At 43.0% G+C, this 21,821-nt stretch carries 15 protein-coding genes; 11 read left to right on the top strand and 4 right to left on the bottom strand.

Annotated features, from left to right (window positions below):
• The first annotated feature begins 358 nt into the window (after positions 1-358).
• The 8 genes from WN50_RS25170 to WN50_RS25205 all read left to right on the top strand — a co-directional run bounded on the left by WN50_RS25170 (position 359) and on the right by WN50_RS25205 (position 10,251).
• Positions 359-808 (top strand): hypothetical protein, encoded by a 450-nt coding sequence (locus WN50_RS25170; RefSeq protein WP_046277371.1) that lies wholly within the window; start codon positions 359-361, stop codon positions 806-808.
• Between the two features lie 80 nt (positions 809-888).
• Positions 889-1,143: a hypothetical protein gene (locus WN50_RS25175; RefSeq protein WP_235441124.1), complete on the top strand. Its 255-nt coding sequence runs from the start codon at positions 889-891 to the stop codon at positions 1,141-1,143.
• Between the two features lie 239 nt (positions 1,144-1,382).
• Positions 1,383-2,441: a glucokinase gene (locus WN50_RS25180; protein ID WP_046277372.1), complete on the top strand. Its 1,059-nt coding sequence runs from the start codon at positions 1,383-1,385 to the stop codon at positions 2,439-2,441.
• A gap of 87 nt (positions 2,442-2,528) precedes the next feature.
• Complete coding sequence (locus WN50_RS25185) at positions 2,529-3,944, top strand: sugar porter family MFS transporter (RefSeq protein WP_046277373.1); 1,416 nt, start codon at positions 2,529-2,531, stop codon at positions 3,942-3,944.
• Positions 3,945-4,327: 383 nt separating this feature from the next.
• Positions 4,328-5,503, top strand: coding sequence for a transaldolase (locus tag WN50_RS25190; RefSeq protein ID WP_049561163.1), 1,176 nt, complete (start codon positions 4,328-4,330; stop codon positions 5,501-5,503).
• Positions 5,504-5,838: 335 nt separating this feature from the next.
• The gene (locus tag WN50_RS25195) at positions 5,839-8,397 is read left to right on the top strand and encodes a glycogen/starch/alpha-glucan phosphorylase (protein ID WP_046279845.1); all 2,559 of its coding nucleotides are present in this window, start codon (positions 5,839-5,841) and stop codon (positions 8,395-8,397) included.
• A 119-nt stretch (positions 8,398-8,516) separates the two neighbouring features.
• Complete coding sequence (locus WN50_RS25200) at positions 8,517-8,888, top strand: cyclic nucleotide-binding domain-containing protein (protein ID WP_046279846.1); 372 nt, start codon at positions 8,517-8,519, stop codon at positions 8,886-8,888.
• A gap of 139 nt (positions 8,889-9,027) precedes the next feature.
• Positions 9,028-10,251: an RNA-guided endonuclease InsQ/TnpB family protein gene (locus tag WN50_RS25205; RefSeq protein WP_046279847.1), complete on the top strand. Its 1,224-nt coding sequence runs from the start codon at positions 9,028-9,030 to the stop codon at positions 10,249-10,251.
• A 94-nt stretch (positions 10,252-10,345) separates the two neighbouring features.
• Here WN50_RS25205 and WN50_RS25210 read toward each other — a convergent pair whose 3' ends face one another.
• Complete coding sequence (locus tag WN50_RS25210; RefSeq protein WP_046279848.1) at positions 10,346-11,479, bottom strand: ATP-dependent 6-phosphofructokinase; 1,134 nt, start codon at positions 11,477-11,479, stop codon at positions 10,346-10,348.
• A gap of 368 nt (positions 11,480-11,847) precedes the next feature.
• On the opposite strand from WN50_RS25210, the gene gap reads away from it, so the two are divergent.
• From gap to WN50_RS25225, 3 genes are all read left to right on the top strand, one after another.
• On the top strand, positions 11,848-12,867 hold the full coding sequence (gap, locus tag WN50_RS25215) for a type I glyceraldehyde-3-phosphate dehydrogenase (protein WP_046279849.1): 1,020 nt from the start codon (positions 11,848-11,850) through the stop codon (positions 12,865-12,867).
• 205 nt (positions 12,868-13,072) lie between these two features.
• A complete protein-coding gene (locus WN50_RS25220; RefSeq protein WP_046279850.1) occupies positions 13,073-13,435 on the top strand; it encodes a DUF1823 family protein in 363 nt (120 codons plus the stop codon).
• A gap of 388 nt (positions 13,436-13,823) precedes the next feature.
• The gene (locus WN50_RS25225) at positions 13,824-16,310 is read left to right on the top strand and encodes an ATP-dependent Clp protease ATP-binding subunit (protein ID WP_046279851.1); all 2,487 of its coding nucleotides are present in this window, start codon (positions 13,824-13,826) and stop codon (positions 16,308-16,310) included.
• Between the two features lie 445 nt (positions 16,311-16,755).
• Here the strand turns inward: WN50_RS25225 and WN50_RS25230 are convergent, their stop codons facing one another.
• The 3 genes from WN50_RS25230 to WN50_RS25240 all read right to left on the bottom strand — a co-directional run bounded on the left by WN50_RS25230 (position 16,756) and on the right by WN50_RS25240 (position 21,795).
• A complete protein-coding gene (locus WN50_RS25230; protein ID WP_046279852.1) occupies positions 16,756-17,922 on the bottom strand; it encodes a zinc-dependent alcohol dehydrogenase in 1,167 nt (388 codons plus the stop codon).
• Positions 17,923-18,155: 233 nt separating this feature from the next.
• Positions 18,156-18,878 carry an SRPBCC family protein gene (locus WN50_RS25235; RefSeq protein ID WP_046279853.1) on the bottom strand — a complete coding sequence of 241 codons (723 nt, stop codon included), beginning with the start codon at positions 18,876-18,878 and terminating at the stop codon, positions 18,156-18,158.
• A gap of 106 nt (positions 18,879-18,984) precedes the next feature.
• Entirely contained in the window at positions 18,985-21,795 is a 2,811-nt protein-coding gene (locus WN50_RS25240) for a bifunctional diguanylate cyclase/phosphodiesterase (protein ID WP_046279854.1), read from the bottom strand.
• Positions 21,796-21,821 lie beyond the last annotated feature (26 nt).

Consider the following 21,821-nt stretch of genomic DNA (forward strand, 5'->3'; position numbering starts at 1 on the left):
TTCCCTACCTCACCGCAACGCCCTCTCTATCCCCCCTGCCCCCCTTTGAAAGGGGGGTTAGGAGAGGGAAAAGGAAGAAAGTTTTTTATTTGGAAGGAGGAGTAATTAATATTTTGATATACTTATTAATCAAAAAAAATACTCCCCTCGCCTTATAGGAGAGGGGTTGGGGGAGAGGTTCTAAGCAAATGTTTATCGACTTTGAAACGGCCCTGCCCCAGAATTGGGGGATTTAGGGGGCGGTACCTTTTCATTAGAGAGGGTAAGAAAGGGTAACTTTGCAATCTTACCCAAACATCCTCCTGACAGATCCCTGGAGTCCTTGCGATGCTTAGGTTATCGAATTCAAATTGAAATCATGCAACACATTAAAGACATCCTCGCAAACCTAACCTCCAACTCTCCCAATACCGGAACCTTGGATCCGATGCTACAAAATGCGATCGCAAATTCTGGGGTCATGGTTGATACCTTGGGGTATTCTATGATATGGCAGATTCCGGCTTCTAAGCTTCCTGAAGCTAAACCCCACATTCACAAACTCATTGAACCCTTTGGCGGTTTTAATGCTGTTTTATCGGATTTTAATGCTGTTTCATCACATGGAGACTGGTTTGATAAGCGAAATAATTGTTGGTGTCCCGAACCGATTATTTTGGTGAAATCTTACATGACTTTGGATGTTTTGCAGCAACATTTAACCGCAACTTTGCAGCGTTCTTATGTGATGGGTAAAGCTTTGGGTGAAAGTGCGATCGCTTTGGAAATTATCCCTAATAACGTTATGTTACTCATCCCGACTGATTAATCTATTGGGTTGTTTCTGTTTGTATTTGTTGGGTTGTGTTCCTTAACTCAACCCACTGTTAAACCAAAAAAGAGGTTATTATGATAGTCTGTCCTTACAAAGAAATGAAACATTTGCGCTCTTTCCCCTGTACTCGTGAAGAACGGGGAGGCTGGATGTATTGTAGCTTTTGCGGTCAAAAAACTCGCAAAGAAATACTTGTTGATCCGATTGATACGTTGATTAGTTTTTTTGTGTTTATGTTGATTATTGCGTTGATGGCAAATTCTCTCGGATCGGGTAAAAATTCGATGGAACCCATTAACACCAATTGGGATCGGGTTGATTCATTATAAATTTAGATCTTCACCCTAGAAACTCGGTTTCTGATAACAGTTTAGGCACTAACGTCAGAAATCGGGTTTCTAATACATTTCCTTGATCGCAACCCATGATCGGACGATTTTCAGGTTTTGAGGTACATTTTCATCTACAACTCATCCCAAAGATACTAGATCCAAGCCAAATCTCTGCTTAAAATGCTCAGACAGTTTGATAAACTACCTATATTAGCGAGATTCGGAGTAATTTAAGCATGACCATTCTGTTAGCCGGAGATATTGGTGGTACGAAGACCATTCTCTGCTTAGTCAAAGCCGAACCCAGCGAGTCTCTAAAACCCATTCCTTTACTGACAACTCTATACGAACACAGTTACGCTTCTCAAGCCTATTGTGATCTGACTCCCATCGTGATCGAGTTTTTAGACAGTGCTGAAAAAAGTTTAGGGAAAAAATACATTCCTGAAAAAGCCTGTTTCGGAATTGCTGGCCCTGTTGTTAATAATACCTGCGATCTGACGAATTTAAGCTGGTTTCTCGACGCGAAACACCTCGAACAAGAATTAAATCTTTCTAAAGTTAAACTGATTAATGATTTTGCTGCTATTGGTTATGGAGTCGTCGGTTTAACCCCAGAAGACTTACGCATTCTACAAGCGGGCGAACCCGATGCAACTGCACCTATCGCTGTTATTGGGGCGGGTACGGGACTCGGTGAAGGCTTTGTTATTCCGACTGCTGGCGGTTATTATGTCTTTTCCACTGAAGGCGGACACGTTGATTTTGCCCCTCGTTCTGAATTAGAATTTCAACTATTAAGCTATGTGCGAGAACTGAACAATATTTCACGAGTTTCGGTTGAACGGATTGTTTCAGGGATGGGAATTGCTGCCATTTATCAGTTTATGCGCGATCGCAATTCTTCCTTAGAAACCCCAGAAATGGCGGAAGTTTTTAAGAGGTGGAAACAAGAAATGGGCAAAGGAGAGAAAACCGTTGATCTCGGGGCTGAAATTTCCAAAGCTGCTGCGAGAGATGATTACCTTTGCGAACAAACGATGAAACTATTTGTTGATGCCTATGGAACTGAAGCCGGAAATATGGCTTTAAAACTATTACCCTATGGGGGATTATATATTGCGGGTGGAATTGCTGCAAAAAATCTGGATCTGATGGAACAAGGTATTTTTATGAAAGCCTTTACTTCCAAAGGTCGCATTAGTCCGTTGATGGAAAAAATTCCAGTTTATATTGTTCTTAATCCTAAAGTTGGTTTAATCGGTGCGGCGTTGTGTGCGGCTCAATTAGTCTGATTATACACTCCTCCGTTCATCTCGAAAAAGGCGGCTGATTGCTGCCTTTTCTAGCATTATTGTTTCAATTTAATATAACCTAAAACCATGACTTCTCAACCTGAACATGAAAATCTTAAAACCTCAAGTTCTAGCACAACGTTTGTTATTCTAATTGCCAGTGTAGCCGCTTTAGGTGGCTTTTTATTTGGTTTTGATACTGCCGTAATCAATGGTGCGGTGATTGCGCTGCAAAATCATTTTAACGCGACTCCGGTTGAAATTGGGTTAGCGGTTTCTCTGGCTTTATTGGGTTCGGCGGTGGGTGCCTTTTTTGCAGGGCCAATTGCCGATCGCTATGGACGCGCCAAAATGATGATTATTGCGGCGGTAATGTTTACCCTGAGTGCCATTGGTTCAGGTGTTCCGTTCAATTTAGGGGGGTTTATTGCTTGGCGTTTGTTGGGGGGCTTAGGGGTGGGTGTTGCGAGTGTGATCGCCCCTGCTTATATTGCGGAAATATCTCCGGCGCATCTGCGGGGACGTTTGGGTTCTCTCCAACAATTAGCCATTGTTACCGGGATTTTTATCGCTCTTTTAACTAACTTTTTGATTGTTAGTTTCTCGGGTTCGGCTGAAAATCCATTTTTGTTTGGAATTGATGCTTGGCGCTGGATGTTTTGGCTAGAAATTATTCCGGCGATTTTGTATGGGGTGGGGGCTTTAAAAATTCCTGAATCTCCTCGATATTTAGTCGCTCAAGGACAAGAAGCAGAAGCGGCGATTGTTTTAGAAAAGGTGATTGGCGGAAATGTTGCAGCGAAAATTGCTGAGATTCGTCGCACAGTTCAACGAGAACATAAATCTCAATTATCGGATTTAATGAGTCGTCGGGGTGGATTACTTCCGATTGTTTGGATCGGGATGGGTTTATCTGTTTTTCAACAATTTGTCGGGATTAACGTAATTTTTTATTATAGTAGTGTTTTGTGGCGTTCGGTAGGATTTACAGAGGGGGATTCTCTCTCCGTAACGGTGATTACAGGGATTACTAATATTATTACAACTTTAGTTGCAATTGCGTTTGTGGATAAGTTTGGACGCAAGCCGTTACTATTATTAGGTTCGCTGGGAATGACGATTACATTGGGAACAATGGCTGTTTTATTTAGCAATGCAACGGTTAATGCTAGTGGTGAACCCACGTTAACAGGTTTAGCCGGAATTTTAGCTTTATTAGCGGCAAATCTCTATGTCTTTTGTTTTGGTTTTTCTTGGGGGCCGATTGTATGGGTGATGTTAGGAGAAATGTTTAATAATCAAATTCGGGGAATCGCTTTAGCAGTCGCCGCAGCCGTGCAGTGGGTGGCAAATTTTATCGTTTCGACGACATTTCCACCGTTATTATCACAGTTTGGATTGGGTTCAGCTTACGGATTATATACAACAGCCGCCGCGATTTCTTTCTTTTTTGTCTGGTTCTTTATTCGAGAAACTAAAGGACTAGAACTTGAGGAAATGTAGACTATCCAAAGTCAAAGGTTGAGGGGTAAGTGAATCGGAGATAGGGGGTTAACGTAGAAATGTTTTTGTACTCCAGAGTAACCCAAAATTTAATTCATCTACTGGGCGTGAATCAAGTACAACAATTGCACAGATTTAACATCTATCTAGAGAATTAAAATAAGTATCAACCGATTCAATTTCACATTCAGACAAGCAGCATCTATCTTTTTCCAACAATATGGGATCAATTTATACTGTAATCAGGTGATATTTGTGTTAAGAAAAAAGGTGAAAATACTTAAATCCCAGAATCTAACGTTTTCTTAACCATCTCTGCCAGGGCTTGATAGTATCATCATATTGTGCTTTGAAGATTTAGATGAACTTCACAGGAGCGAAATATGGCGAAAACGTTGCTAGAGCAGTTACGTGAAGTGACCGTTGTTGTGGCAGATACAGGAGACATCAAAGCGATTGAAGTTTTTACGCCGCGAGATGCGACCACAAATCCTTCTCTGATTACGGCGGCGGCTCAAATGAGTGAATATCAAGAAATTGTAGACGATACACTCAAAAAAGCACGTCAAGAGCTAGGTTCCCAAGCAGCGGCGTCAGATGTAGCGACTCTGGCGTTTAAGCGACTGGCGGTTGCCTTTGGACTGAAGATTTTGCAAATTATTCCGGGACGAGTCTCAACCGAAGTTGATGCACGGCTATCTTACGATACAGATGCAACCATTGCTCAAGGTCGTGAACTCATTTCCCAATACGAAGCGGCGGGAATTTCTCGCGATCGCGTATTAATTAAAATCGCTTCAACTTGGGAAGGAATTCGAGCCGCAGAAGTTCTTGAAAAAGAGGGAATTCACTGCAATTTAACGCTGTTGTTTGGACTCCACCAAGCAATTGCTTGTGCAGAAGCCGGAGCCACGCTGATTTCTCCTTTTGTGGGAAGAATTTTAGATTGGTACAAAAAGTCAACCGGACGAGAATCTTATCCGCCTGAAGAAGACCCCGGTGTTGTTTCCGTCACCCAAATTTATAACTACTACAAGAAGTTCGGCTACGAAACCGAAGTCATGGGTGCAAGCTTCCGTAATCTTGGCGAAATTACTGAGTTAGCCGGATGTGATTTGCTGACGATTTCTCCGAATCTTTTGGAGGAGTTGCATTCAACAACAGGGAATCTCCCCCGCAAACTCGATCCGGAAAAAGTAGCTGACATGGAGATCGAAAAAATCTCTCTGGACAAGCAAACCTTTGACCAGATGCACGCTGAAAATCGGATGGCAGCCGAAAAGTTAGAAGAGGGAATTAAAGGTTTTTCTAAAGCTTTAGAAGTTTTAGAACAACTGTTAGCTGAACGACTGACAAATATGGAAAGTGCAGATCCCGTTTCTCAAGCGGCGGCTGAACTTTTCCGGATTTATGATCTTGATGGTGATGGCTACATTACTCGGGAAGAATGGTCAGGAACGGATGCTGTTTTTGATGCGCTCGATGGCAACAAAGACGGTCAGATTACACCTGAAGAAATGGCGGCGGGTTTAGGGGCAGCACATCGGTTAGCTTCCTAATTCTATAGAGCTTGAAACTTCAGATCAAAGATGAACAAGAGTCGCTATTTTTGCGGCTCATTGTTTCAAAATTGATGAGAGTTTCTGTTTCTAGCACTTTGAAGCGATCGGTTATTTTTGAATGGGAAACTTGACTGTTATGGCTCTAGCAGTTTGATTCCTAAACACAACCGATCGCTCTAATATTCAGTATGCAGTTATCCCAAAAAAAAATCTAAATTTAGGCTTGAAAATTTAGATTTTTAAATTTATAGTGTATTGGGCTAGTGTAACGGGTTATTGTTCACGGTCTGAATGAAAGATTAAAAAGCAGAAATTTCCCCTCAAAACTAACCATGATTCAAAATCTACCCAACGGAAACCAAATTCATATAGAAGATGATCGCACAGGTGTCGATGTGGCAACTCTCAAACGAGCGTTTTCAGATAACCTGTTTTATATTCAGGGAAAATTTCCTGAAATTGCCACGAAAAATGATTTTTATATGGCTTTAGCCTATACGGTACGCGATCGCTTATTGCGTCGGTGGCTAAACTCTCAACAAACTTATCTCAAACAAGATGTAAAAATTGTCTGCTATTTATCAGCAGAATTTCTTGTTGGCCCCCATTTAGGCAATAATTTAATTAACTTAGGAATTGTTGATCAAGTTCGTCAAGCGGTTGAAGAATGCGGATTAAATTTAGATGATTTAATCGAACAAGAAGAAGAACCCGGACTTGGAAATGGCGGTTTAGGACGACTCGCCGCTTGTTATATGGAATCATTAGCGACTCTAGATATTCCGGCGATAGGCTACGGAATTCGCTATGAATTCGGGATTTTTGATCAGGAAATTTGCGACGGTTGGCAAGTCGAAATCACCGATAAATGGCTGCGTTATGGTAATCCTTGGGAAATTACTCGCACTGAAGCCAGTGTAGAGGTTGGACTGGGCGGTTATACAGAATCCTACTATGATGAACAAAACCGTTATCGGGTGCGTTGGCTTCCCGATCGCACGATTAAAGGCGTTCCTTACGATACTCCAATTTTAGGTTACAAAACCAACACGGCTAATACTCTACGTTTATGGAAAGCGGAAGCCCCAGAATCTTTTAATTTCCAAGCCTTTAATGTGGGTGATTACTACGGTGCAGTTAATCAAAAAACCTACTCTGAAAATATTACCAAAGTTCTCTATCCTAACGATGAACCCATTCAAGGAAAGCAACTGCGTTTAGAACAGCAGTTCTTTTTTGTCTCCTGTTCCTTACAGGATATGATTCGCATTCATCTCTCTAAAGAGAACAGTTTAGACAACTTTGCTGACAAATTTGCCGCCCAACTCAATGACACTCATCCTTCAGTGGGAGTGGCTGAGTTAATGCGATTATTGATGGATGTGCATGATTTAGAATGGGAACAAGCTTGGGAAATTACTCAAAAAACCTTTGCCTACACCAACCATACTTTATTACCAGAGGCTTTAGAAAAATGGTCGTTGAGTTTGTTTGGTTCTCTGCTTCCCCGTCATCTAGAAATCATCTACGAAATTAATCATCGTTTTCTCAATGGAATTCGCACTCTCTATCCAGATAATCCCGGTAAATTATCCTACTTTTCGTTGATTGATGATAGTGGGGAAAAATACGTTCGCATGGCTCATTTAGCCTGTGTGGGTTCTCATGCGATTAATGGCGTTGCGGAATTACATACTGAATTGCTGAAAAAAGATGTATTGCGGGGTTTCTATGAACTCTGGCCGCAGAAATTTAGCAATAAAACGAATGGAGTTACACCCCGTCGTTGGATGGTTTTATCGAACCCCGAACTGACGCAATTAATCACCTCAAAAATCGGGGATACTTGGATTAAAAATTTAGATGAACTGCGAAGTTTAGAACCTTTTGCTGATGATCCGGCTTTCCGAGAAGCTTGGCGACAGATGAAAAAACAGGTGAAAGGTCGGTTAGCTCATCGCATTGAACAACGCTGTGGAATAACCGTTGATCCGAACTATTCTCTGTTTGATGTTCAGGTGAAACGCATTCACGAATACAAACGCCAACATCTCAATGTTCTGCACATTATTACCCTTTACAACCGCATCAAGAAAAATCCTAACATTGATATTGTTCCCCGCACGTTTATCTTTGGTGGAAAAGCAGCACCGAGTTATTTTATGGCAAAGTTGATTATTAAATTAATTAACTCTGTCGCTGAAGTTGTGAATAATGATCCCGATGTGCGGGGACGCTTGAAAGTGGTGTTTATTCCCGACTACAATGTGACCAACTCTCAACCTGTTTATCCGGCGTCTGACTTATCAGAACAGATTTCAACTGCCGGAAAAGAAGCTTCAGGTACCGGGAATATGAAGTTTTCTCTTAACGGAGCCTTAACCATTGGAACCCTTGACGGGGCGAATGTAGAAATTCGTCAACAGGTAGGAGAAGAAAACTTTTTCCTCTTTGGTTTGAAAACTGATGAAGTTTACCAAATGAAGTCTCAAGGCTATAATCCTTGGGAGTTTTACAGTTCTAATGGGGTCTTGCGAGAAGTCCTTGATCAAATTTCATCCGGTTACTTTTCTCCTGGAGATTCCAACCTGTTCAAACCTCTGGTAGACTCTCTGCTATACCATGATGAATATTTGCTGCTGGCTGATTATCAGTCCTATATTGACTGTCAAGATCGGGTCAGTGAAGCTTATCGGGACTGGGACAACTGGACAAGGATGTCGATTCTCAATACCGCTCGTATGGGTAAGTTTTCCAGCGATCGCGCCATTCGAGAATATTGTCAAGATATCTGGAATGCTTCATCGGTTCCGGTTGAACTCGAAGAATATGTTCAAGCCAAAGCCAGTTTCTATGTCGATCCCAATCAATTGCTGACAACCAGCTATTAAATTCGGGTTCGGCTAACCGTTGAAGGCAAGTTAAAGGTCACTCAATCATAGACGTTTGACTGCCTTCTCCTGAGTAAAACTGACAACAAAAACTGTAAAAATTTCAGGACATTAAACTCATGTTAGAACCGTTACAAAGCGTTATGATTTTCAAAAAAAACTGCGAACCCCATAAGGTTGCAGCCGGAGAAGTGATTTTTTCACAAGGTGAAGTGGGTCATGTGATGTACGGCATTATTGAAGGGGAAGTGCAGTTTTCGGTTGATGGGAAAAATACAGAATCTTTGAAAGCGGGAGATGTGTTTGGAGAGGGAGCGTTAGTGAATCCCGATCATAAACGACGCTCTACTGCTACAGCGAAAACTGATTGTGTACTCGCAATTTTAGACAAAGAACGTTTTATGTTTGCCGTCCAACAAACGCCGATGTTTGCTTTAGAAGTAATGAGAAGTTATTCTGACCGAGTGAATGCCCTCAGAAATTTAATTTAACTAATCCGACGGGAAGTCCCCCACCATATCTGTACTCAGATTGGTGGTGGGATGAAAGTCGGGGAAAACGGAGGAACGTAGTTTTCCAAGTCTTGATCTAGTTACTGCTTTGTGTATAATGCAGTAAGGAGGTATTAAGATGCTACATAAAGCGGTCAAGACTCGACTTTATCCAACACCAAATCAGCAGGTATTGCTGTCTCAGCACTTTGGTTGTGCTAGATGGTGGTGGAATTACGGTCTAAATAAGTCAATCGAAACTTATAAAGAAACGGGAAAAAGCCTTGGTCAGGCAGCACTTAATGCCTTCTTACCAAAACTCAAAAAAGCGAAAGAAACGATATGGTTGTCTGAATGCTATAGCCAAGTTTTGCAAGCAACGACGCTCAATCTAACAACAGCCTACAAAAACTTTTTTGCAGGACGTGCTAGGTTCCCTCGTTACAAGTCGAAGCATGGTAAACAGTCAATTCAGTATCCTCAAAACGTCAAAGTGCTGGATGGATTTGTCCAGTTCCCTGGCAAAGTTGGGAAAGTTAAAGCCAAATTACACAGGGATATAGAAGGAAAAATAAAGACTGTAACAGTTAGTCTAGACCCATCAGGTAAATATTTTGCGTCGATATTAACTGAAATCGAAGGTGAGAATCCTCCGTGTTCAACAGAGGGTAAGATAATTGGGGTTGACTTAGGATTAACTCATTTTGCTATCACCAGTGACGGCAATAAAGTATCTAAGTATGGCAGCCCCAGACACCTGGCTAAACATGAGAAGAATCTCAAACGCAAGCAACAGAAGCTAGCTAGAAAACAAAAAGGGAGTAATTCAAGGAATAAAGCGAGAAAAACTGTAGCCAGAGTGTACGAACGGGTAACAAAATCCCGTCAGGATTTTCTACATAAGTTATCAAGAAAACTCGTCAATGAAAACCAAGTTGTCGTAGTAGAAAATCTTCATGTCAAAGGCATGGTACGCAATCACAATTTAGCCAAAGCTATTTCTGATGCAGGATGGGGAACATTTACCAATTTTTTAGCCTATAAACTAGAACGCAAAGGCGGGAAGTTGATAGAGATTGACCGATGGTTCCCCAGTTCAAAACTTTGCTCTAACTGCTATTATCAGATTGATAATTTACCGCTTGATATTAGAGAGTGGATTTGTCCCAATTGCGGTACTCGTCACGACCGTGATGGTAATGCAGCAACGAATATTAGAGCGGAAGGCATCAGAATACTACAAACGGATGGAACAGCCGTTTCTGCTAATGGAGGGGAAGTAAGACCAAAGTTGGGACGTAAGTCCGTTCTGAGGCATTCCCCCACGATATTAGAAGCCGACACTACAATCGCTTCGATTTAGTGTTGGTAGTTCACGTTACTGGTCACTGTTAGGGGCGGGTTTATATCAGTTGTAAATTTGTGGCATAAATTTCTACGGAGGCGCGCCCCTACGCTCACTGGTCACTATAAACTGTCTCTCCAGTTCCTACAGATCGCGCTATGGGTTCGACGATCGCAGTTTCTTCGCCGATATAGATGTCCAGCGATCGCGCGGTTTCGGCCCAAAAACCCTTCGGATCGACGAGTCGCGGACTGTCAGCAAACACATCATCTAAAGGAACCGTGACAATGCTATCGTTATGCCAAGCCACCATCACACCGTAGTTTTCGCTCGCTACCAAGTCAACGGCATATTTCCCGAAACCTGTGGCAATTAACCGATCTAACGCCGAAGGTGCGCCCCCCCGTTGCACATGACCTAAAACGGTGACACGGGTTTCTACGCCCACTCGTTGTTCAATTTCTGTGGCAATATATTCACCAATGCCTCGCAGTCGCACTTCTCCCAAGGCGTCTTTGTAATATCTGCCCTCACCTTCTGCGGTTTTTGCCCCTTCTGCGACGACAACAATGGCGAATTTACGTCCACACAGGGTTCGCAGGTGTTGAATTTGTTTGCATAGACTGTCGAGGGAGTAGGGAATTTCTGGAATTAAAATGGCATCGGCACCGCCCACAATACCGGAATGCAGGGCTAAATGTCCGGTAGTGCGTCCCATGACTTCGACAACCATGACGCGATCATGGCTGGCTGCCGTGTAGCTGAGGCGATCTAAGGCATCTAAAATCGTAGAAACGGCGGAATTAAAGCCGATGGAGAGGACGGTATGGGCGACGTCGTTATCAATGGTTTTGGGAACTGCGACTAAATTCCAGTTTCCCCGTCGGGCGAGGTTTTGCAGCAGGGCTAAACTGCCATCTCCGCCGATCGCAATTAACGCATCGAGTTCTAAGTCGTGATAGCCTGCTATAATTTCTGCGGATTGAGCTTCTGTGTGGCCTTTGTTGAGTGAACCTAAGATGCTACCTCCCATACTGAGTAAAGGATCGGTTCCGTGTCGTTCGATGCCATACTGATTCAAAACAACGCTTTTGCGTTCGAGTAGTCCCTGAGTGGCGTAGGGAATGCCCCGCACTTCCCAGTTGTATTGTGTAGTCGCGTAACTCACGACGGCGCGAATCACTGCATTTAACCCTGGGCAATCTCCGCCACTGGTAAGAATGCCAATTCGTTTGCGTTGATTCATTATTTTATGATGCAAACAGCGATTATTTCCTCACCAAATCTATGGTATCCTGAAATGTTTAATCGGCTGAATTCACTTGGTTTTTTGTATTTTTTCTTAATGACTATTTAACGAAAGATTTCCTGAGATAATTTGACAAAAATAAAAAAGTGTGATACGTAAATTGCAACATTGAAATAAAGTTTGCCGTTTTTCGAGGTTAGACCCTTGAACCGTTGTCCTTTGATTGGCCTATAACTCGTTCACTGCCTTGTTAAAAAATCACGAAGAACCCCGGCAAGCTGCCATCAATTATGTTAAAGTCTATCCAGAAAATTGCGCTCAAAATTGCCAAGACGCAGCATTGAATTACGAGGAGTTTTTTAATTATGGCTATAAAAGTCGCGATTAATGGATTTGGTCGCATTGGACGTTTAGTTGTTCGTTCAGCTATCAAAAATCCGAACATTGAGTTTGTTGCCATTAATGACCTCGTTCCTGCTGACAACTTAGCTTATCTGTTCAAGTACGATTCGACTCACGGTAAACTTGAAAGCGAAGTTGTCGCTAAAGATGATAGCATCGTTGTTGATGGACATACCATTCGCTGCACTTCCGTCAGAAATCCCGCCGAACTGCCTTGGAAGGATATGGGAGTAGATTATGTGGTTGAGTCTACGGGATTATTCACCGATTATAACGGCGCTTACAATCATATTACCGCAGGCGCCAAACGGGTGATTATTTCTGCTCCCACAAAAGACCCCGACAAGGTAAAAACGTTGTTAGTCGGTGTTAACCATGAGGAATTTACCACCGATCATTTAATCGTTTCTAACGCCAGTTGTACCACAAACTGTTTAGCCCCGGTTGCTAAAGTCATTCAAGATAACTTTGGTTTAACAGAAGGCTTGATGACAACGGTTCACTCGATGACTGCCACACAGCCAACGGTTGATGGCCCGAGTAAAAAAGATTTTCGCGGGGGACGCGGTGCAAGTCAAAATATTATTCCGGCTTCTACTGGGGCGGCGAAAGCGGTAACATTAGTATTACCCGAATTAAAAGGCAAATTAACCGGAATGGCGTTGAGAGTACCGACTCCTAATGTTTCCGTCGTAGACTTAACGTTTAAAACAGAGAAATCGACCAGCTACAAAGAAATTTGTGCCGCGATGAAAGAGGCCGCAGAAGGATCGATGAAAGGGATTTTGGGTTATACAGAAGACCCCGTTGTTTCTAGTGATTTTATTACGGATTCTCACTCGAGTATTTTTGATGCTGATGCGGGAATTGAGTTGAATTCTAACTTCTTTAAAGTCGTTTCTTGGTATGATAACGAGTGGGGTTATTCTTGCCGTGTGGTTGATTTGATGTTGTCAATGGCTGAAAAAGATGGAATGTTGTAGATGATTCTGGAGGGAAAATTGAGAAGACAAAAGCTGAAAATTTATTTGATTCTCTTTTCCCTCTTGAAAGTTAGCCAATGATCAAAGCCGATCAATTGCTCAAAAAAATATGAAACGAAAGTCAATATCCTGAAGTTGAGAACCCGCGATCGCGCCAATCCGATTAAACTCTAAATAATCCTCTTGTTGTCTTTCATCTCAAACTATGTCCGAACTTCCCCCACTCAACACTGATACGATTTGGGCTATCCTGAACGAAGAACTCGATGATGGGACTGTTAATCAACTGGTTTGGTATTATTTGGGTTATCGCTACAACTCAGACACCCAAAAATGGGATATTACCACAGTTGAACCCACTTGGCAAGAGGAGTATCCCGAACCTCCTGATTTTATCGATAGTCGTCCTGCAACTGTGAAACTGACTCGTTCTATCCCCAAAGAACATAAACAATTACTCAAAGAACAATTAGGGTTTACCGGATACAAAGTCGGTGAGTTCACCCCCGCCCAAGCCCGTCGCGCCACAGCCGCTAATTGGCTATTACACAAAATGCAGCCCGCCTAAACAGTGAAAAGGTTACAGGGTTCCGGGGGTTCCCGGGGAGATCACAAACAAACTGATAACTGATAACTGATATAGCGCTTCGCACTGGTATATTTACAAACGCACCGAAGGAAGAAAAGCCAAAAGCCTCACTATACCAAGCTTTTTCCCGCCTCTTGCCTCTTGCCTTTTGCCTCTTGCCTTGCGCGAAGCGCTATAACTGATAACTGTTTCTGAGCCGTTCGGTAGATTACGGGTCTCCTCACTGTATCCTAGTCTAAAATAACGGTAGAGTAAAAATAACGAACAAGTACACAAAAATTTACATCGGTCAGATTTTAAAACCCGCTCTGATCTAGCAACTCCGAATAGGAGAAGCCACAAGCTCTATAGGTGGAATCGAAAAATCATGTTTGAATACTTTTCAGATAAAGCGATTAAGGTGGTGATGCTGTCTCAAGAAGAGGCACGTCGCTTAGGACACAACTTTGTCGGTACGGAACAACTACTGTTAGGGATTCTGGGAGAAGGAACCAGTGTCGCGGCTAAACTGTTGTCCGATAGAGGTGTCACCCTCGAAGACGCACGGCGAGAAGTCGAATCAATCATTGGACGAGGTTCGGGCTTTATCCCCGCAGAAATTCCCTTTACACCCCGAGCCAAGCGGGTTTTTGAAAGTTCGCTGCAAGAAGCTCGTCAACTGGGAAACAACTATATCGGTTCAGAACACATCTTACTTGGATTATTGCAGGACGAAGAAGGAGTCGCCGCAAAAGTTATAGAAAATTTTAGCATTGACCGAGGCAAACTCCGCACGGACATCATTAAAGCCTTGGGTGAGGAAAATGCCGCCTCGGTTTCATCAGGGGGTCGTGCTTCAGGAAACAAACGCACCGTTACTCTCGATGAATTTGGCACCAATTTAACTAAATTAGCAGCCGAAGGCAAACTCGATCCCGTTGTAGGTCGGGAACGGGAAATTGAACGGGTGATCCAAATCTTGGGACGTCGCACCAAAAGTAATCCCGTATTAGTCGGTGAACCCGGTGTGGGAAAAACCGCGATCGCTGAAGGGTTAGCCCAACGGATCGTTCAAGAAGATATTCCTGAGATCTTAGCCGACAAACAAGTGATTAGCTTGGATATGGGGTCGCTGGTTGCAGGAACTCGGTTTAGAGGCGAATTTGAAGAACGACTCAAAAAGATCGTTGAAGAAATTCGCTCGGCTGGAAATATTATCCTAGTCATTGACGAAATTCACACCATTGTCGGAGCGGGTGCCATAGAAGGCAGCATGGACGCTGCTAATATGATGAAACCCGCCCTAGCACGGGGCGAATTGCAGTGTTTGGGTGCAACCACCCTCGATGAATACCGCAAGCATATCGAACGAGATGCAGCCCTAGAACGACGGTTCCAGCCTGTGATGGTGGGTGAACCCAGTGTTGAAGATACCGTTGAAATTCTGTTTGGTTTGCGTCCAGCTTATGAGCAACACCATCGCTTAACCATCTCCGATCAAGCCTTGTACGCCGCAGCAACATTATCCCATCGTTACATTAGCGATCGCTTCTTACCCGATAAAGCCATTGATTTAATTGACGAAGCGGGTTCTCGTGTGCGGGTGATGAACTCTAAACCCTCGCCTGAAACTCAAGAACTCAAGCGGGAATTGTCTAATATTATCGGTCAAAAAGAAGATGCGGTGAAAGCTCAGGACTTTGAGAAAGCCGGAAAATTACGCGATCGCGAAATCGAACTCAAAGATCAAATCGAAGCGATTGTTAAACAAAAAGACAGTAGCAAACCTGATCGCCAACTGATTGTTGACGAAGAAGATATTGCTGAAATATTAGCCGCTTGGACGAGTATTCCCGTTAGCAAACTCACCGAGTCTGAGTCTCAAAAACTGTTAAACATGGAAGAGACTCTCCATCAGCGCCTGATTGGTCAAGATGAAGCCGTTAGCGCGGTTTCACGGGCGATTCGACGGGCGCGAGTGGGCTTGAAGAACCCTAACCGTCCGATTGCCAGTTTCGTCTTCTCAGGGCCGACTGGAGTGGGTAAAACTGAGTTAACTAAAGCCTTGGCTGGCTATTTCTTCGGTTCAGAAGAAGCGATGATTCGCTTAGATATGTCCGAATATATGGAACGTCATACGGTGTCGAAGTTAATTGGTTCACCGCCTGGATATGTGGGTTTTGATGAAGGCGGACAATTAACCGAAGCAGTGCGGCGTCGTCCTTACACGGTGGTGTTGTTTGACGAGATTGAAAAAGCACACCCCGATGTGTTTAATATGTTGCTGCAAATTCTCGAAGACGGACGGTTAACGGATGCCAAAGGACGCACCGTAAGCTTCAAGAATACCTTGATTATTATGACCTCTAATATTGGGTCAAAAGTCATTGAAAAAGGTGGCGGCGGAATTGGTTTTGAATTTGGCGCTCCCGGAGAAGATTTGCAGTATACTCGCATTCGGAACTTGGTGAATGAAGAATTGAAGCAATATTTCCGTCCTGAATTTCTCAATCGTTTGGATGAAATTATTGTTTTCCGTCAATTACAACGGGAAGAAATTCGTCAAATTGCCGATATTATGCTGCGGGAAGTCTTCAAGCGTTTGGGTGAAAAAGGCATGACGATTGAAGTCACTGAGAAATTCAAAGAACATCTGATCCAAGTGGGTTATGATCCGAGCTACGGTGCCAGACCGATGCGCCGGGCGGTGATGAGTCTGTTAGAAGATGCGTTAGCTGAAGCGATGTTATCGGGTATCTTAACAGAAGGACATCATGCGATCGTTGACATGGATGAGCAAGGAAAGGTTAAAGTTTCTCCTGCTGAACGTCAACCAGAAGATCTCTCAGAGTACGCTGTTACAACTCATCGTTAATTGATCATTCTGAATTAATTTTAGGCGACATCTGTACAGGTGTCGCTTATTTTTTTTAAATCTATTTCTAGACCTCTGTTTATTGTGGTGTCCAACAAAAAGCGATCGCCATCAGATATTTCCGTTCCCGCTCAATGCTTCGGCGTTGGTTTGCCAAGGGAAACAGCTATTATAGCGGTGTGCGCTCGTATGAGGTACGAACCAGAAACCCGGTTTCTAGCAGAAACCGGGTTTCTACCGAATCGGTGTTGTACCTCACAGAACTGAAAACAGCTATTATCATCCTCAACTGAAGGATCTTCGCCATCTCCCATCAATCGATTTTCTCCTATAGCAGAGAAAGAGTTGATTAGGACACTGTTTTTCTGTCAAATCCTTTTATGATAAAGGTTTCAATTCTGTCTCCAGTCTCGGTGTCTCCTGATTTCTGCTATAGCCCTTTCAACTAAGGCTTAAGAACAACTTTAATACAGTTGTCTTTCTTATCCTTAAAAATCTTGTAGGCGTGAGGAGCATCTTCTAAATTGAGGCGGTGGGTAATGATAAAAGAAGGATCAATTTCGCCGTTTTGAATACGCTCCATCAGGGGATGTAGATAACGATGAACGTGAGTTTGTCCGGACTTCAGCGTTAACGCTTTATTAACAACTGCTCCCATCGGCATACTGTCAACAAAACCGCCATAAACACCCGGAATAGAAACCGTTCCCCCCTTCCGACAAGCAACGATCGCCTGTCGCAGTGCATGGGGGCGTCCAGTTTCCAGACGAACCGCCTGTTTCACCTTATCCACCAGCCCCATTGCATCGACACCATGCGCCTCTAAACCCACTGCTTCAATACAGCGATCTGGCCCCCGTCCGCCTGTCATTTCCTTCAAGGCTTCTCCGGCATCAACCTCTTCAAAGTTGATAATCTCAGCACCAGCCTCTTGTGCCAATTGTAAACGTTCCGGTACACAGTCAATCGCGATCACCCGTTCCGCCCCCAACATTAAGGCGCTGCGAATGGAAAACTGTCCAACCGGGCCGCATCCCCAAACCGCCACCGTATCGCCCGGTTCAATATCGCAGTTTTCTGCTGCCATATAACCTGTAGGAAAAATATCGGTTAAAAAGAGAACTTGTTCATCGCTCAAACCATCGGGAACTTTCATCGGCCCAACATCGGCAAACGGTACACGGGCATATTCCGCTTGTCCGCCTGCGTAGCCTCCCAACAAATGAGAATAACCATAGATACCAGAGGGAGAATGGCCGTACATCTTCTCAACCATCCAACTATTCGGGTTTGTATTATCACAAAGTGACCATAAATCCCGCTTACAGAAGAAACAACTCCCACAAGAAATCGTAAAAGGCACAACAACGCGATCGCCAATTTTCAGCTTTTTCACATTGGGGCCAACTTCAACCACTTCTCCCATAAATTCATGGCCTAAAATATCTCCCGATTTCATCGTGGGAATATAGCCATCGTAAAGGTGCAAATCTGATCCACAAATGGCTGTTGAAGTGATTTTAATAATGGCATCACTGGGATTCAAAATACTAGGATCGGGAACCGTATCAACCCGAACATCGTGGGTGCCGTGCCAACAAACTGCTTTCATAATCTCTTTTCTCCGTAACTCTAAATCATCGTTTTGTGTGGGGGTGTCTAAAATCAAACTGAGATGAAATCACAAAAATCATCCCAGAGAACAGATATCCTAGATCGCTACTTGAATCGGGAACAGGGAACAGGGAACAGGCAACAGCAGACTATGAAAGGATTCTAGGATGTAGAAATGTCCTAACCGAATTTTGTACTGCTATAGATCGCAAAATTAGGGGATTTCAAAGATTACGAACCTTGAGACTGCCCTTCGGTGGTGGCAATTTCTCCAGCTTCCATCAACTGCTTGAAACGACTTAACATCTGACCTAATTGTTGTTCGGGTTCAGCACCAAATAACTTGGCAATATTGGCTGTCATCGCACCGCCAGGGGGGTTGTATTCCATCACAACTTTTACCTCTGTTCCCCGGCCGCCTGTTGCCGGACGAAACCGCACAAACCCGGAATGATCGATATCAGCACCCTCAACGGAAGTCCAAGCAATCAACTCGTTCAGGCAATCATTGACAACGAGGGCATCCCATTCGATAGGAGTATCGATAACAGGGGTTTTAGCAACCCAGTGAGAGCGTTGATCGTCGTAAACGGTAACGGACTGAAGGTAATCAGTAAAGGTGGGTAAATTCTCAAAATTGCGCCAATAGTTGTAAAGTTCTTCGGCAGGTTTATCGATGATCACGGTTTTCTCAACACTGATGCGCTGGTCTTTATTCGCTTCTGTCGCCTCATCGAGTTTCTGCTGCACTTGCTTGACGGTGCTTTGATTTTTTGCCCCTTGGAAGACCAAACCGCCCCCAACTAAGGACATGAGTATACCCCGAAGCGATCGCTGTTTTAAGCCCATCAGCACAAGGGCGCTACCGCCCACCAGTGAAGCCCAACGTTCGGTATCACCTGCTGTATTTTCGGATGGCTGCTGAGAGCGATTGCTATCAATTATCTTTTCCATTTCACTCTACTCAATCAATGTTGTTGTCAGCATATAAAACTCAGCAGCTCCTGCAATCGCCCGAATGGTAGAAAGATGAAAAAATGGTGCAGCTTTCCTTACCTCATTAGGATGAGGAGTGAGTGTTGGTAATAAATGCTTCGGCGGCGCTGCTACCAAGGGGTTTAGCAAATAGATAACCTTGTCCACATTGACAGCCCAAATTTTTCAGATATTCAAATTGTTCAACGGTTTCTATGCCTTCTGCAATAATATCCATGTTTAAAGTTTTTGCTAAAATAATCACTGAACGAACTATTTCCTGAGTTTTCGCTTCACTAATCAGGTTCGTCACAAAAGAACGATCTATTTTTAAAACATCAATGGGATAGGTATGGAGATAACTCAGAGATGAATATCCCATCCCAAAGTCATCAATACAGATCTGAATGCCCAAAGATTTAATATGATTGAGGGTATAGGCGATCTCTCGATCTTCTTCTAGAAAAATATTCTCGGTAATTTCAAGTTTTAGATGAGTGGGCGAGAAGCGTGTTTCTTCTAGTGTTAACTCGATTTCTTCGATTAATTGAGGATGTTTGAGTTGTACAGGTGACAAATTAACACTAATATTCAAAGCTTCGAGTTGAGGAAATTTTTGTTGCCAATATTTCACCTGATAACAAGCCTGACGTAGTATCCATAATCCTATCCCATGAATCGCTCCATTTTCTTCGGCAATGGGGATAAACTCTATCGGAGAAATCAGACCCAGTTGTGGATGTTGCCAACGAATCAAAGCTTCAAAACCCCTGAGTTTGTTATCTTTGAAAGAAACAATCGGTTGATAATAAACCAACAATTGATGATGCTTCGTAATTCCTAATAAATCAGTATCCAGCTTCAAGCGTCGAGTTGCTTCTGCTTGCATCGCCGCATCAAAAACTTCACATTCATTTAAACGATTAATTTTAGCACGGTGCATCGCCGCATCAGCCGATCTCAGCAACTCTTCCGGTTCAGCATTGGCAATTGAACTCATCACCAATCCCACACTCATTGAGGTAAAAATTTCGGCTCCATTTAGATAAAAAGGAGTTCTGATCATCTGTCGTCTAATCCGTTCAGCAAAGCGTTTTGCGACATTCACATCAGATGTTTCTTCTAACAAAATAGCAAATTCATCCGTATCAACCCGCGCCAACATTGCCGGAGGTTCTAGGCAAGATTCTAACCGATGTGCTACCTCAATCAACAGTCGTTCAGCCGTTTGATGTCCCAAGGTATATTTAATAATTTGAAAGCGGTTGATATCTAGATAAATCAGAGAAAAATAACTTTTAGAGTCTGACTTTTGCATCTCTAAAAGAAAAGAAATTCGCTCAATTAAAAGTTTTTGATTGGGTAGATTGGTTAAACTATCATAGTAAGCGACACGCCATAATTTATCCCGCGAACGTTCTCGCTCGGTGACATCTTGCACCATCGAAAGCAACCCCATAAACTTTCCATCTTCTGCTCTCAATGGGGTATTATGCCATTCACACAGGATAAAACGTCCATCTTTGGTGAGATTTTCCTGGAGACTGTGAGCCGTCATATCTCCTTCGACAATTCGACGTAAAATGTGCTGAAAATGAAGTTGAATTGAAGGCGGAATAATTAATTCAGTTGGATGATTTCCTAAGACTTCAGCTTTGCTAAACCCAAAAATTTTTTCAGCCGCCGGATTCCAATCGGTGATATTAAATTGATGATCATGTAAAATACAAGCAATGGGCATCCGCTCAATTTGTAACTGAAGCCGTTCTTGTAGGTGTTTAGTTTGCTCAAATAATTGGGCGTTGAGAATTGCCATCACACACCGTTCAGCAACGATTTCTAACCAGTGAATTTCACGTTGCTCACAAGTCCGAAGTTGTTGCCATTCTAACTGAAGAACACCGACTAATCGACCATTTCGCCGGAAAGGAACACCCAACAACGTCCGCATTTGTCTTGGGTGACTATAAAAACTAGAAAAGCGAGGATCATTTTGGGTATCTTGAATATATATCGGTTCACGGCTCGCCGCCACCAAACCCGAAAACCCTTGACCAATTTTGCAAGTATATTCAGCCAGATGAGATTCAGGAACACCCACACTTGAACGGGGTTGAAGTCGATTATTTTCGTACAGCAACAGCACCGCAGCATCAGCAGAATTCACGGATACAATTCGATGGAGTAAAATTTGTAAAAGATCCTGGAGATCGAGGGTACTAATTCCATTTTCTGTAATAGTGCTTAAGGCTCGGAGATCATTAGTTTGTTGCTGAAGTTGCTCAACGAGTTGTTCTTGTCGCTGCATTAATTGCTTCTGTTCGGTGATATCTCGGGCAATGGCAATTAATCCTTTAATCTCACCTTCTGGACTGCGCCAAACATATTTACTTGACCAATAAATGCTGGTTTTTCCACCTGTAATCACCTGTTCTTCTAAACTTTTAGATAAACCTTTTCTGAGAATTTCCCTATCTGTTTCTTGAATTTCACGAGCATTATTAGGCGGAAGAAAGTCCCGATCATCACGACCAATAATTGCATTGGGTGAATACCCTAAAATCTCAGCCGATACGCTATTAAGCATCAGGTATCGTCCTTGAGTATCTTTGACAAAAATCGCATCACTACTCCCTTCAACAATGGCATGGAGTAAACTATTGCTTTCAGTGAGTGATTGCTGACTGCGACGAATTAATTCATAAAGCAATACACTGGTTAAGAATACAAAGAGCCATCCTTTTAGGGTTTGAAATTGGGTAATCAGTTGACTGTTATTCCAAAATAATCTTTCTAAAATCCAATCTGAAAACAGAATCCATAAACTCCCGAATAAACAGTAAATAAAAACAATATAAATAGGTTGATTTGATCTCGGCGAGTTTCTCAAAGTCATAATATTATGGGAAGGAGAATGATCGG

The sequence above is a fragment of the Limnoraphis robusta CS-951 genome (assembly GCF_000972705.2).